This window comes from Pedobacter sp. BG31 (assembly GCF_042464845.1).
Lineage (GTDB): Bacteria > Bacteroidota > Bacteroidia > Sphingobacteriales > Sphingobacteriaceae > Pedobacter > Pedobacter suwonensis.
In genome coordinates, this window is record NZ_JBHNZK010000008.1 from 1 (window position 1) to 15,702 (window position 15,702).

The following is a 15,702-nucleotide window of genomic DNA, read 5'->3' on the forward strand; positions in this document are numbered from 1 at the left end:
TCGCACGATAGAGGAGCTACAGGCAGATCTTGATAAATGGATGTACTACTACAATAATGAAAGGACACATAGTGGCAAACACTGCTTCGGAAAAACTCCAATGGAAACACTTAAATTGAGTATTCCTTTGGCTAAGGAGAAATTATTGGAAAAATTAAAGGAAGAGGATATATTTGAGAGCTATAAACAAGAGAAAGTAGTAGATAAATTAACGATCTCAGAAGAGCAAAAAACATACTCACAAATTCAATCTGACAATCAGTAAAAACTAACCAACTGTAAGATTAAGTAGTGGCTATTACAGTTTAAGAGCTTTTACCTCGCAGTGCCTTCAGATTCACTACAGCGGTAGCTGATAGCTCGCATAAATGTTAACCATCCCAATGATTATTTATCCCGATGGTCTGCGCAGATGATTTGTCGTCTTTTTACCAAATGATTCGCGGAAATGGTTTTCCAATAATATTTATCGTTTTATTGCCCGCAATACCTTAATTAATCTGTTGGCAATAACCTGATTGCCGCTGTCAGATGGATGCAGACCGTCGTATGTCATTTGAATCGCTTCTGGAGGATATGGATAATCATCCTTTTGGGCATTAAATGGTATATTGAACGAAGACTCCAATTGATAATTTTTGTAGGAATCTGAACCTGGAATCCTTAGTCTTTTAAATTTTACGAGTTTCTCCAGCTTGAGCTTTTTATCGCGATATAAATTGATTACCTTAAAGTTATTCCACACGCCGATTTTAACTACGGCATCGGCAAAATCTTTTAGCAGTTGTCCTGATTTTGGCTTATACTAACCATAAGCATTATTGTTTTTATCTGCGATATAAACAAAATCAGCGCGTTGCATCGGCGTGATGATTATGATTTCAGCATTAGGACTTAATTTTTTGATTTTGTTTATAATGATCGCCATTGAACCACAGAATGTATCATTCCCTTTGTTGTACTTATAATCTTCAATCTGCCCAACCGGCCGGCCGGCCCACCAGTCGTTGGTTCCCAAAAATATGGTATAAACCTCAGCTTTAGGGATATTCAGGCGCTCAATCTTTTCGGCTACTGCCCCTGCTGTCCAACCATTATAACCCTTGTTAATATAATTTAGCCATTTTAATTCATCCGTTACCCTGCTGAGATAACCTTTATGCACGCGGTTCCCGGTTTCTTCGAGGTGATCGTTCAGGTAAGTGATAGAATCGCCAATGGCAACCCAATTAGTCTTGTTGCTATCAAATAAAAATGAAATGAAAAAGAGGCTAAGTGTAAAAAGTATTTTTTTCATTGATGGTCTATTTGTAAGTGTCAAACTGGCTAATCTACCGCTTAAAGAATCATTATTGCAGGGCACGAAGATAACCGAACGATCATGGTACCATTGCTTTGTCATTCCAGCTTATCATAACGGGACTTTATCCGACGCTAATATAAAGAGCTTTATTGATTACCTGATTTCAAAAACGTACCTGCCGGCAGGCATATCAAGTTTATTGTTAATTATTTTTCCGTTTAGGTAAACTTTTTTCCCGGCTATTTCCGGAATAGTTATCCTGGCAGTTGCATTGGCAGGGATTTTTACATCATATTTTACGCCTTTCGCATATCTTTTCCATGAGGATAAAATGGTGCCGTACGGACTTTCGTGGCTTGCTGTAAAATGGGTTAAGCCGGCTACAAAGTGGGGTTGCAGTAAAATGTTTTTAAAACCGGGTTGCTGCTCATCAATTTTTATTCCTCCTATTCCTTTAAAAAACCATCCGCCAATTTCGCCAAACATCATGTGGTTGTCAGAAATATCCCTTGTGGCCTTTATATCCCAGTTTTCGTGAAGCGTTGTTGCACCATTTGCAATCCACCAGCCCCAACCCGGAAACGTATCTTGTGCAGCCAGTTTGTACGCTGTTTCGGCCTGTCCGTTATCGCTTAAGGCATTCAAAACTGCTTTTGCACCCAGTACTCCAACGTCAATATGCATGCCGTCTGCAGCAACTCGTTTCGCGAGATTTTCTGCCAACTTCAACCGATATTGATCTTCTACAATATTCCATTGCAAAGCCATGCTCAGCTCGGTTTGCACGCCTGAACCATAGCTAACCTTTTCCGCATCGAAATACTTGTTGTTAATGGCCTTTTTGATTTTTTTGGCTAAAGCACTATAAAACAGATAGTCATTTTGCTTATCAAATAAATTAGCGGTTTTAGCTAATATATCAGCATCAACATAAAAATAAATGGATGAGGTATATTCTAAATTTGAAGTAGATTTTACAGGAACCCAATCTCCTCTGCCAAAAGTTGTCAAACCATCTTTGCTAATGCTGTTTACATAATCAACATATTGTTTGATGTTGCTATAATTATCGGCCAATGCTTTTGTGTCACCGTAAAACATATAAATATTCCACGGAATGATGGCAATTGTGCTGGTCCAGTCGGTTCCATTAGCTGTACCATAGCCCCATCCGCTGGTTGGGATAATATCTGGCAAAACGCCATTTGGTTGTTGTTCATCACGGTGATCACCTAACCATTTTTCGTAAACAGTTAAAGCATCGAAATTATACAGGCCTGTTTCTACAGCGAAGTGTCCATCTCCGGTCCATCCGTTTTTTTCCCTTTGTGGGCAATCTGTTGGGAGGCCAAATAAATTCGATAAATAGGAATTATTTGTTGCCCACCAAATTTTATCAATCAGTGGATTTGATGATGCTATTTTCCCAATAGCGGGGACATCGCTATGCATAAAATAAGCCACCAAGTTCTTTTTTTCTAACCTAATCGGCTCACTTGACGCAATTTCTACGTATTGAAACCCTTTATAGTTAAACAAAGGCATAAATTCTTCTTCGCCATTTCCATTTAGTATAAAAATATCGGTTTGGAAGGGATCGGTATCATCTTTCGGACGATAGTAAACATCAATGTTGGATAAATCTGCCCGGCCGTTTGCAGATAAGCGTTCTGCATGTTTAAGTTTAATTACCGTTCCTTTTTTACCTGAAACCCTTATCTTACTTACGCCAGCAATGTTCCTCCCCAAATCGTAGAGGTAAAGGGTATCACTAAACTTATACAGGCTTTTGGCTTTTATTTCCTCCACATTACGGATGGGATGCATGGTTTGGGCAACAATATTTTTTGAAGGGGCTGCCCTCAGGTTGATTCCATGCCATTTTGTATCATCGAAATCAACTTTATTCCAGCCTTCTTGCTCCAACCTTGCGTCATAATGTTCGGCAGTATAAATATTAGTAGAAGTGATTGGCCCTAAACTGGTTTTCCATGTACTCCCGGAAGTTATGGTTTCGGTTGTACCATCAGTATAGGTAATTCTTAAATCAAAACAAAATGCAGGCCTGGCCCGCCAGGGTGCCTGATCAAAATTCCAAACCGCCATGGCCTGGTGGTTATACCAACCGTTTCCCAAAATAACACCAATGGCGTTTTTGCCTTGCCGGATGTTGGATGTTACATCGTAGGTAACGTATAAATTTCTTCTGTCGAAACGCGTGTACATAGGGTCCAGGCGATGATTGCCAACCTTTTTGCCATTGAGATAGAGTTCATACAAGCCTGCTGCTACAATGTAGGCCCGCGCAGATTTTACCTGCCTTGCAGATTCGAAAACATTTCTAAAATATGGTGCCGGACGGGTATTTATATCGTTTCCATCGCTAACCCAGGTTCCTTTCCAATTTTCAGCACCCATCATCCCCATTTCAAAACTTGCGATTTTTGATGAGATGAGCTTATCATGCTGATCCAAAACATCTACTTTCCAGAAATATTTGGTAAACGGCATTAACGCCCTGCCCTTATAGGTAATTAAACTATTACTTGAATTTACTTTTTCTGTATCCCACTGTATATTCACGTTACCTTTAAGCTGTAATGAATCTGTACCGACAATAATCCGATAAGCCTTTTGTAATGCACCTTTACGGCTGTCGTCCATTAGCCATGATAACCGGGGATTAGGGTTATCAACGCCAATCGGATTAATTAAATACTCGCATTTTAACTTGATGATTCCATTTGCCTTTGCCGACTGAGCGCCTGAAAACAGCAGTATAAAGGGTAAGAAGTAGTTTAATAAATTTGGTTTGATTACGCTCATATTACGTGTTGGGAAATAAAAAATAACATCGGGATAAAATAGTTTGCTATTTGTCCGTGTCCAAAATAATTAAAATTAGCGGTTCAACTGTCCTTAACTGTTTGCTTATGCTTTTTGCTGCTCAATATCGCTAATTATAGCTCAAACCAAGGTCTATTTAACATTTCGCTTACTGTAAAATTTTAATGATGAGTATCTGAAATGGGCCCAGCTTTTGCAAGTAAACCAGTTAAAATTAAACCATTTGTTGGCTTATTTTAACCTGTTCATTCCCTAAGTTGTTGAGCACTGTTTTAACATTTAGATTTGAGGATGAATGCAATTAAAATATCGTTATACAGGGGTTTATCCATTTTATTATTAGCTGCACTATTTTGTGGAACAGTTCAAGGACAGGGCAGGACAGAATACCTGCTGGAAAAAAACTGGAAATTTAGCAAGGGTGATTTTCCTGAATCTGTAAATCCCGCTTTTGATGACAGCAAATGGGAAACGGTACGTATTCCACATGATTGGGCCATAAGAGGTCCTTTTGATGGGAATAATGACAGTCAGAATGTACAGATTGTACAAAATGGCGAGCAAACGGCATCATTAAAAACAGGAAGAACGGGTGGCTTGCCTTTTGTTGGCAAAGCCTGGTACCGCAATACGTTTGTTGCTCCCGCTTTTACAAAAGGCAAAAAAGCAGTAATATTAATTGATGGCGCCATGAGCTATCCAAAAGTATTTTTAAATGGGGAGGCTGTCGGGCACTGGGCATATGGCTATAATTCTTTTTCAATTGATATAACCGACAAAATGAGGGTTGGCAAAAACGTACTCGCCATCAGTCTGGAGAATTTGCCGGAAGCCTCCCGCTGGTATCCGGGTGCAGGTCTCTATCGCAATGTGCATGTTATCATTACAGACGAGGTAAGTATTCCGGTTTGGGGCACTTATATTACCACGCCGGTAATCAACAAAGATTTTGCCCGGGTAAAAATACGGACCCAGGTTAATTCATTAAGTGGAAACTATAATGGTTTGAGCCTGCAAACCACCATCGTAAATGCAAAAGGTGAAACGGTAGCAACAGCGACGAAGAAATTAACAACAGAAGATTTGAATGAGTTTGAGCAGGATTTAGTGGTTAGAAACCCTGAATTATGGTCGCCGGAAACACCAAATCTATATGCAGCCGTAACAAAACTATATGCCGGAAACAGCTTAAAAGATGAATACACCACTATGTTTGGTATCCGTTCCATTAAATACGAGGCGGAAAAAGGATTCTCGCTAAACGGTGTTTATCGCAAATTTAAAGGCGTTTGCAACCACCACGATTTAGGTCCACTCGGTGCTGCTATTAATGTTTCTGCCTTGCGCAGGCAGCTCGTATTATTGAAAGATATGGGATGCGATGCGATCAGGACCTCACATAACATGCCGGCGCCAGAATTGGTAAAGTTATGTGATGAAATGGGATTTATGCTCATGGTTGAATCTTTTGATGAATGGAAAGCACCTAAGGTTTCAAATGGATACAGCCATCTTTTTGATGAGTGGGCCGAAAAAGATATCGTAAATATGATCCATGCCAACAGAAACAATCCTTCTGTAGTGATGTGGAGTATCGGAAACGAAGTACCCGATCAATCGACTAAAGAAGGAGGCAAGATTTTGAAGTTTTTACAGGATATATGCCACCGTGAAGATCCAACCCGACCGGTAACAGCGGGTATGGACAGGATTAAAGATGCGCTGGACAACAACTTTGCTGCAGTATTAGATATCCCGGGCTTTAATTATAAGCCATTTTGGTATGGGGAGGCGTACAAACGCTTGCCACAGGAAATGGTTTTGGGTTCTGAAACGGCTTCTACCGTGAGCTCAAGAGGGGTATATAAATTTCCGGTTGTGCCACAGAAAATGAAAATGTACGATGACAATCAAAGCTCATCATACGATCTGGAATATTGTAACTGGTCGCAGATTCCGGATGATGAATTTATGATGCAGGATTCACTGAAATATGTAATCGGCGAATTTGTTTGGACAGGTTTTGATTATTTGGGCGAACCTACGCCTTATGATGAAAAATGGCCGTCGCACAGCTCTTATTTTGGAATTATCGATCTGGCAGGTATCCCTAAAGATCGTTTTTATCTTTACCGAAGCAAATGGAATCCTGATAAACCGACGCTGCATATTGTGCCACACTGGACTTTTCCTGGCCGTGAGGGAAAGGTAACACCAGTGTTTGTGTATACCAATTATCCATCGGCAGAATTGTTTATCAATAATAAGAGCCAGGGCAGGCAAAGCAAGAATAAAGCGACCAGTACCAGCAGGTACCGGCTAATGTGGAACAATGTGAAATACGAACCCGGAGAAATAAAGGTAGTTGCCTATGATGGTAATGGCAAGCCCGTTGCCGAACAAACCGTTAAAACGGCAGGCAAACCGCACCATATTGTATTAGAATCAGATCGTAAGACCTTGATGGCAGATGGGAAAGATCTGGCTTATATTACCGCAAGCGTGGTAGATGCCAACGGTACCGTATGTCCTGATGCTGAAAATAGCCTTAATTTTAAAGTTACCGGACAAGGAACATATAAAGCCGTGGCCAATGGCGATCCGACCAGTTTGGAATTGTTCCACCTGCCGAAAATGAAGGCCTTTAAAGGTAAACTGGTCATCACCGTTCAATCAACAGAACAAGCTGGGAAATTAAATCTAAGTGTTTCTGCTAAAGGTTTAAAGGCTGCAGTACTGCCGATTGAGACCAGATAACATTTAATATTGAAGGAGGCCTTTTGACATGCTGTCATTGACAGACACCGTAGAAAAGTCGTCATTATAAGCAGGAATGACGAAGCAAGCTAATGATCCTTGCTATAAATATTGCTTCTGCGAAAGGTCGGGACAAGCTATCTGCCGAAAGGCTTCTCGCAAGAATGACCGTTGCAGCCCACCATTTGGCAAAAAATCTGTCATTTTATATTGATTTTATAAAATTATCATCCTTAAGGATGGTAATTTTATTTAGGGTAAAGCTTTTTTGCTAAGCCTATAAATATTACGGAAAATTAGTCGTCAACTTTCTCATACTTGTAAATCTGTGTTCTTCCACTGGCATTATAGATACTGTCTTGCTGTATATTTTTGCGGTGTTCCGTTAAGATCACAAAACTTGAGCTTAAAAAGATGGCGTCTTGATTCCCGGAAACATTCGGGTCTTTTGAATAAAATACCGCAGGCCCCTCGCTATGAACCCGCGCCCGGTACAAATCTCGCTTCCAACGGTAAGCAGTAATGTCATCATCACCAGGTTTTTTACAACCGAATATGGTCACCAATAGCATTACAGCGAAAACGTTTTTTGTCATGTATCTTTTTAAAATTAGAGAAAAATGGCGCTTAGCCAAATTTTTGGTTGAATTTAGCAAAAATAACATACTGTAGAAAGCTGTTTGTGCCACAACTAAGGCTTTTTATGGAGATATGGTTGATCCAAATTGAAACCCAAACGTTATGAGCAATAGACAAGCGGTGCCGGATAGAACCCTGTCCGTAGCTTGAGAAAAGGAGTAATAGTTAACCTAGCCGGTTAATCGGGCATATCTTCGAATAAAGGTAACAACAAGTTTAAATAGTGGCACATCAGCTATCAACTAAAGATTCAAAACCATGTATCATCGACTGAGGCATCGCAAATGGGAGAAATCTTTAACAAAGTTTGAAGATTTCCCCATTGCGGTTGAGAGGACGCTATTTAGAGCCCGTTTATTTTATCTGCTTTTTACCGGACCAGTTTTGTATCCACGGCTGAATATAGGCTGTCTATAACCGCTGGAACCGGCAAATACATCGTTTTGTAGCTGAAGGTTGTATTGGGTTTGTAATTTAATAGGGTAAGAGAATTTTCGCCAATTTCTGAAAATACGGTAGTTCGTTTTTCGGCTGTTGTAGTATAGGTGATCCATGTCCCCTTTGCGCCTGTCGAAGTATCGAAGGTATCCCAATCAATCTTGGCACTGCCATTATCCAGCAGTTCTGCATTAAGAATAGGGCGGTTAAAAAGATTACTTTCATATTTTGGCCCATATACTGTCCCGGTCGCGCTAACGATTAATGAAGCGTTACCACTGGCGTCAAACGTCTGCACATTAAAATTCTTCACACCTTCATCCACACTAAAAATTTTCTCTATGGCTTCAGGTCTTCCTATTTTTGCTATATCAAAAATTAAAGAATCTTTTTTATCATTCCAGGTGATTTTGATCTTTTCTATTTTAGCATCTGCTGATAACAAACCTGTTAGTTTAACACGAAGTCTTCCCGGTAGTATTTTTAAAGAATCGACCTTGCCACTATAAATCGTTTCTCCGTCAGCGGTATATTTTTTAAAATCATCCCATTTGGAGCAGGAAACCATCGCCATGCTAATGATTGCTATGGTTATGATCATTATTAATTTTCTTTTTTCCATTTTATAATATTTTTGTTCCCATTTTATATCTGGCACACGGTGCTGAAATCAGAACCGTGTGTTGCTGATTTTCATCGGGTATCACCATACACGGTTAGTTCGTCAATATTCAAACCTGTTCCACCTACCCAGTTCTCAAGGCAACGTACCCGTAGATACCTTACTTTTGGCGCCGAAAGATCACATGGCAAATCAAAACCTGCTTCAGCAGTTTGTTTATCCAAATCATTTTCAACTCCATAAGGAAGACCTGATGGCTTGGTAATGGTATAAGATCCTAAGAGAACCCAACTTTGATCGAGACTGCCATTGGGGTTAGGATTGTCTGAACCATAAATTTCAAAGCGGCGCATGGCTTGTAGGTAGTAATACCTTAGTGGGTTAACCTCTGCATAAGGACGCATCCAGATCCGGCTCAGTTTTGCTGATACACCCAAACTAAAGGTTACCGTATGGGGTCCGTTACCACCAGCTATCTGCTGTGTAAAACATGCCTCCCAGCCATATCTGCCATCCCAGGCTTTACTTACCGCTCCCCACATTGGCGGATCTCCCGGAAGCTTGTACTCCTGAAATCTGGATTTTTGTAGCTGTACTTCGAAGATTGGTTTAATGTCCTTATAGATCGTATCGGTTTTATTCCCCCACCTGTCCTGAACAAAAAAACCAAACCGGTGAACATTGGTATCTAAACCCCTAATTTTGGAATAGACACTGTCTAAATTGGTAAAAATACTTTTATCATAATCCACAACGTATTCGTTATATATATTTTTGCCGATGACCATGATGTTTATATTCCCTTTTGATGGGTTAGATGCCATTATATCGTAACCGCCGGCAGCGTCTCGTACTTTTAAACTTTTAAATGCTTGCCAGATCGGTGCAGTTAAGGGCTTTACCTTTACGATAATGGGTTCCGATAATACGCCTGAACGGCTGACAGAATATACTTTTACCTCATGTTCGTCAGTATCGGCAAAGCCGGCAACCTCCAGTGAGTTGTTGTAATATGAAGTCTGCGCTTCATATTGTTTGCCTGACGACAAGTTGTACACAGCTTTTACGATCAGCAACCTAGGATCTTTAGGTACAGTATAAGTGATCGTTGCTTTTCCGTTCTGGTTAACTACGCTTATGTTGCTCACCTGAGCAGGAGCAGTCGGATCATTGTCAACCGGTTCATTAGTGTTCAGTTCTTCTCCTTTCTTACATGAAGCTAAAAGAATGATGGAACAGGCTATTAATGCCAGAATTTTTAGTTTACTTTTCATATAAAATATATTTACCTATTCATGTTCTTCATATTACCAGCCTGGGTTCTCAACCAGATTGGTGTTTCGTCGGGTATCATAGTCACCAATCGGCCAGAAATAATCTCTTGGCGCGATAAAACGCTGACTGAAGATGAAGCGTTCCTGATAATATGTAGCATCGGTTTTACCAATGATATTCCACCCGGTGATGTCTTTTTGAAGCTCTTCTGGTGCTTCTTTCCAGCGGCGCAGGTCCCAGAAACGCTGCCCTTCGAACATCATCTCTATTGTGCGCTCTCTGTGGATGATGGCGCGAAGGCCTTCTTTAGTGGAATATTTTCTAGGATTATTTGAATATGCCGTCCAGGATTCTACAATGCCTTTTAGTCCTGCACGTGTTCTTACTCTGTCCAAATATTGAATGGCCACGCTTGAGCCGCCATTTACCTCATTTTCTGCTTCAGCATAGAGCAAATAAAGATCGGCCATCCTAACTTCCGGCCATGGGAATTGTCGCCAAACAACCGAATTGTTGTTAGTGGTAGATTCCCAGTTAACCAGTTTCTTAATAAAATAACCGGTTTCGCTCCAATTTCTGAAATCGTTACCAAAGCCCGCCTTATCTCCGTTTTTTGCTTTTACATAAAAATTATTTTCATCATTGCCTCTGTCATTACCGTCTTTCATGTACCAGATGGATCCGTCAAATCCCAGGTCCGCATAAAAACGTGGCTCCCTGTCGAAATTAAGACGGGCGGTTGTAAAACCATTTTTGATGTAAAACCGTTCTTTGTCTGTGGCTGTTCTCAATTGACTGTATTTGGTGAAATCTAAAGTTTTGTCTTCTTCTATGGGTACTCCATTTGAAGTGTAAAATAGTTTTGCGATCTTGATTGGCGGCGCCCAAACACCTGAGCCAGGCCCTCTACCATTTACACCATTATCTTCGGTAGGTGGCATACATAACCATTCGTTCACAAAATAGGATTGTGCATTCCCCCATACACATTCTACACCGTATTTTTTGGTAATGGCATTACGTATGCTAAGTTGTGTTTTAGTGGTATCACTTAGCCCTAATCCATCATTGGTGTAGTTGTAAAGTCCAAAGCCACTATTGGTAGCGGCATCAATAGCGGCTTTCACAGCATCGCGGGCTATTATCCATTTTTGAGGATCATAACTTGGATTGAATAAAATGTTACCATCTTTATCCCTGAAGTTCGCAAAATCGCTGTTTCCGTTAAATAATGGACTTGCTGACATGATCAATAGCTTTGCCTTCATGGCCAATGCGATAGGTTTGGTTACCCTTCCCATTTGTGTGTTTTCATCCTGAATACGGTCTGGGAGTAGCTTTGCCGCTTCATCAAACCAGTTGGATATGGTACTCACGCATTCATCTATGGGTTTACGTTTCACATAAGCTCCTGCAAGGTCGGCATCAACAGGTACATTTGTATTAATCAGTGGGATAGGTCCATACATGCGTAGCATGTAATAGTGATAAAAAGCCTTTAGGAACAGTGCTTCTCCAATCCAACGGGAGCGTTCAGCTGGTGTAATGTCAGGCACTTTAGTTTGGTCTGCCATGTTTTCCAGAAAAACATTACAATTCCTTATTCCTCCCCATATTGGCTTTGTTGTTACATTCTGACCTTTATTCGCGCCAGTCCAATCGTTAAAATAAGGTGCTGCCCTGTTTTGTTGTCCTTCCGCAATTCTGAAAGCAGCATGCCATTGCGCCTGGTCATCCTGAGGGTACCAGATTTCATCTGCAGCTGTCATACCCGGGTTATACCAGCCATCGCCATTTTTAGGCAGATAGGAATAAAGCGTAAATAAATATTTCTCCGCTTCCAGTCTTAATTTAAATGCATTATCAATAGTAGAAACGTTATCAGGTACTACGTCAAGGTACTTTTTGCAGGATGTAATGGCAATTACAATGCTCATAAGCAATGTAGCCCGGTAGATTATACCGGTATGCTTATTCTGGTTTAATGATTTTTTCATTTTATACATATGAAAGTGTCTTGTTATTAAAGGTTGAATTGTGCGCCAATGCTGTAGACAGCCTGAACTGGGTATCCTAGTCCGTTGCCACCCATTTCCACGTCCCACATTTTAAATTTGCTGAAGACGAACAGGTTGGTTGCAGAAAAGTATACTCTCGTACTTCTTAACCTCAGCGATTTGATTTCAGGAATATTGTATCCCAGATCAACGCTTTTTAGACGAAGAAAGTTACCATTGCGCATCCACCATGTTGAAGGCCTGTTGTTGGAATAAATCCGGTTGGTACTTAATCTTGGCCAGAAAGCATACATATTTTGCTTATCTTCTGACCAGTGATTATCAGCTATAGCTTGCAGCAAATTATTTTGAAAACCACCATTCATGAAAAATGGCTGCGTATTATCAGGACTGATAAAAAATGAAGACCTGGCAGAACCCTGAAAAAAGAAACTCAGATCGAAGCGTTTGAATCCGCTTGATACTCCAAATCCATAGATAATTTCAGGCTGTTGCGGATAACCGATGGGCACCATGTCATCATCATTGATGATCCCATCCTTATTCACATCCTTATATTTTATATCTCCCCCACGCAGCGTATTATCTCCATATTGAAGCGGGGAATTGGCTACCTCTTTCTCATCTGCAAACAATCTTTCGGCTATTAAACCCCAGCTTTGCGAAAGGGAGTGGTTAACCCTTGATAAATAAGCAATGTTAGGGGCATACTGGATTTCATCACTTACCTTTAATTTACTGGTTGCATAAGTAAAGTTTCCACGTACATTTACCCACGCACCACCGCTAAAAGAACGTTGGTAGGACATTGTGAAGTCTACACCCTGGGTTTCGGCCTTCCCAAAGTTGGCAAAAGGCAAAGCTTCAAAGCCGGCAGCGGATTCTACACTCGATTTTGGTTGTAAGATTTGTGAACGAAACTGTTTATATACCTCTACGGTTAAGTTAAGATCTTTAAATGCAGTTAAATCCATACCAATATTTAAAGATCTGCTTACCTCCCAGGTAATGTTATTATTGGCATATCTGGAAATGGAAACGCCCGGACGGGAATAAAAGGGAATTCCGTCTCCGGTTCCAAATGATGCGCCATAGCCACCATCATTTAAGTTGACATTAGAGAGGTAGAAAAAACGGTCGCCAATGTTGCCGATCTGATCATTTCCCACTAATCCGTAGGTAGCCCTGAATTTAAGCTGATCAATTACACTTCTTAACGGTTTAAAAAACTTTTCGTTAGAAATGCGGTAACCTATACCTGCAGAAGGGAAAAAGCCGAACCGGTTATTTTTTGCAAAACGTTCTGAACCATTGTAACCAAAGTTAAATTCTGCCAGATACCGATCATCAAAGCCATAAGAGAAACGACCTGAAATACCTTGATTTCGCTGTGGCAAAGATGCGGTCAGATCGTTGGCGTCAGCTGCCTCATAATTAGACATAAAAGATATTAAAGAGCCACTTACCGCATGTTTTTTAAAGGTCCGGTTGTAAGTTAGTGCACCTTCAAGCCAAAAACGCGAATCCAGCTTTTTCCCGGTCTGCTGGAAGCCAAGGTATTCTGTCCCCGGTGTCCCGGCAGTTACGCCGGTTCCGCTGTTCAGTACATTTAGACTATAATCAAGCGTTGTGGGGTCTACAATGGCTTCGTAGTAAAACGGATTATAACTCCGGTCGGCCGAATAGAAAGAATATCGTCTCAGATAAGCCATTGTTCGGAAATTTAGCCCCGGGGTAATGGCATTTAGGTTTTGCTGGAGTTCAAGCTGTGGCTGTATATTGGATGTTTTGTATACGTTATATCCTTTCACCATCTCTGCGTAAGGGTTTACGTAAAGCGTTGAGGTTGGACTGCCTGCCTCTACAATACGGCCCGAGCCAAATAAGGGATGGTCTGAATATGGTAGCTTTGATTTGGGATAAAGGGCAGGAAACATCACCGGATTGGCCCAAAGTACATTGTTAAATGATAATTGACCTCCGCCGATCGGCCCGTTATAGTCATCAAACTGACCATACATGCGGATATTAAATTGTGTGGTGCTGGTAAGGTTAAGGCTGATGTTAGAACGGATAGAATAGTTTGCCAATTTAATGTTGCTGTTAAAGTTATTGATAGGGTCTACCTTTAATACACCATTGTCTTGGTTATAGGTGCCTGAAATATAATACTTGGTACGTGCATTACCACCACTGATATTCAGGTTGTAACTTTGGTTTAGCGTTCTCTTTTTGATCATCTGTCCCATCCAGTCGTTATTTGGATAGAGGTAAGGGTCGTCTCCTGCAATGGTATGGTTAATTTTACTTTCGCTGTAAGTAGGCTTAGCCAGGGGCGATCGGGTAAGCAATGCCTCATTAGCCAAGCGCATATAGGTAATGTTGTCTGCTAACTTGAAATTTTCTGTATTACTCGACATGCGGTTTTCAGCACGGAAAAAAAACTGTGTTGCACCCTCTTTACCCATTTTGGTGTTTACCAGTACAACCCCGTTGGCTCCCCTGGCACCGTATACGGCCGCCGCAGCGGCATCTTTCAGTACCGAAAAATCTGAAATATCATCAGGCTGGAGGCGGGCAAGATCGGTAGTTGAGGATTCAACTCCATCAATTAAGATCAAAGGATCCTGTTTGCCTGAGCCAAACGTAGAAAGGCCGCGTATAAAGAATGCGGAGTTATCGGTACCTAAACCGGGTTCACCACTTCTCTGAAAAGAAATCATCCCGGGTATTCTGCCGGCCAGGGTATTCGTTAGGTTTCCGGTTGGCCCTTTCAGTTCTTTCACATTTACTGTTGTAATTGAACTGATGGCGCTTGCCTTTTTTTGTGAACCACCAAAACCGGTAATCACTACCTGGTTCAGCGTATTTTCACTTGATTTTAGCATCACGTTAACCATCGGACGTCCGTTGATCGGGACTTCCTGCTTTTCGTAACCTGTATAACTGAAAACAAGAATACCATCTGAAGGTACTTTTATGGAGTATTTTCCTTCAGCATTTGTAGAAACTATTTTTTTAGAATTTTTTAGTTGTACGGTAACGCCAACAATTGTTGTAGTATCAGAACTGACCTTTCCGGTAACGATAATCTCGTTGTTTTGCGCAAAGCTGATACATGGTACCATCAGTAGAAACAGTAAAAGGATTTTGGGAATAATTTTTTTTTGTAAAGTTTGGTTATTCATATAGTTCTATTTGGAGTTAATAATTAATGATCGGAATCATTCGGGAATAGGGGTATTATACTATTGTCTTTTCATGCATAGGCTTTTATCAGTTTAGAATTGGTTTATAGGATCAAACCGATAGCTCTGGATGCCCGGTTTGTTTGGTTAGTGCTGTTTTATTTTTTATCTGGTTACAGGGCTGGCTTGTACAAAGATTTTATCTATTGTATGCCGCCTGTTGATACAATAACAGTAAGCATTGCTAAATTTCCTGTTGCCTGTATCTGCTAATAAAAGGATTCAGTTAGGTTTGGTTAGTAATCATTTTATGGACCCTAATGTAGTATGAGATGGTGTTAGCCGAGGGAATAAATCGGTCAAATAAGAGGGGGTAAATCGCCAATTTTCGCGTTTAAATCTATTTAAAGCGGCTTTAACCATCGCTTTTATCGTAAGCCAGGTTTTCAGTAAAGATTTTAATGATTTATGACTTTTTAAGCCCCTAAAACAACGATAATTGTTAGTGGAAATACATCATAAAAACGTATTTAATCTTATACGTTTTTAAAAATGGTTGTTAAAACGAAGCACTCTACACGGCTTGCGTAAAATCAAGATCACGAGGAACATAGC

At 40.6% G+C, this 15,702-nt stretch carries 8 protein-coding genes and 1 pseudogene; 2 read left to right on the forward strand and 7 right to left on the reverse strand.

Features of this window, described 5'->3' with window-relative positions; genetic code table 11:
* Window positions 1-265 (forward strand): annotated as a pseudogene (locus ACFE6N_RS11630) (hypothetical protein); the annotation flags it as partial.
* A 540-nt stretch (window positions 266-805) separates the two neighbouring features.
* Here the strand turns inward: ACFE6N_RS11630 and ACFE6N_RS11635 are convergent.
* Entirely contained in the window at window positions 806-1,297 is a 492-nt protein-coding gene (locus tag ACFE6N_RS11635) for an SGNH/GDSL hydrolase family protein (RefSeq protein ID WP_378936584.1), read from the reverse strand.
* Window positions 1,298-1,456: 159 nt separating this feature from the next.
* Complete coding sequence (locus tag ACFE6N_RS11640) at window positions 1,457-4,129, reverse strand: glycoside hydrolase family 78 protein (RefSeq protein WP_378936586.1); 2,673 nt, start codon at window positions 4,127-4,129, stop codon at window positions 1,457-1,459.
* A 312-nt stretch (window positions 4,130-4,441) separates the two neighbouring features.
* Between ACFE6N_RS11640 and galB the strand changes: the two genes are divergently transcribed.
* Complete coding sequence (galB, locus tag ACFE6N_RS11645; RefSeq protein ID WP_378936588.1) at window positions 4,442-6,907, forward strand: beta-galactosidase GalB; 2,466 nt, start codon at window positions 4,442-4,444, stop codon at window positions 6,905-6,907.
* A 296-nt stretch (window positions 6,908-7,203) separates the two neighbouring features.
* Here galB and ACFE6N_RS11650 read toward each other — a convergent pair whose 3' ends face one another.
* From ACFE6N_RS11650 to ACFE6N_RS11670, 5 genes are all read right to left on the reverse strand, one after another.
* Window positions 7,204-7,503: a hypothetical protein gene (locus tag ACFE6N_RS11650; RefSeq protein WP_090981639.1), complete on the reverse strand. Its 300-nt coding sequence runs from the start codon at window positions 7,501-7,503 to the stop codon at window positions 7,204-7,206.
* 413 nt (window positions 7,504-7,916) lie between these two features.
* Window positions 7,917-8,606, reverse strand: a complete 690-nt coding sequence (locus ACFE6N_RS11655) for a DUF4998 domain-containing protein (RefSeq protein WP_378936590.1) — start codon at window positions 8,604-8,606, stop codon at window positions 7,917-7,919.
* Between the two features lie 71 nt (window positions 8,607-8,677).
* Entirely contained in the window at window positions 8,678-9,880 is a 1,203-nt protein-coding gene (locus ACFE6N_RS11660) for a DUF4959 domain-containing protein (protein WP_378936592.1), read from the reverse strand.
* Between the two features lie 33 nt (window positions 9,881-9,913).
* Window positions 9,914-11,878: a RagB/SusD family nutrient uptake outer membrane protein gene (locus ACFE6N_RS11665; protein WP_090981826.1), complete on the reverse strand. Its 1,965-nt coding sequence runs from the start codon at window positions 11,876-11,878 to the stop codon at window positions 9,914-9,916.
* Between the two features lie 26 nt (window positions 11,879-11,904).
* On the reverse strand, window positions 11,905-15,087 hold the full coding sequence (locus ACFE6N_RS11670; RefSeq protein WP_378936594.1) for a SusC/RagA family TonB-linked outer membrane protein: 3,183 nt from the start codon (window positions 15,085-15,087) through the stop codon (window positions 11,905-11,907).
* Between the last annotated feature and the right edge of the window lie 615 nt (window positions 15,088-15,702).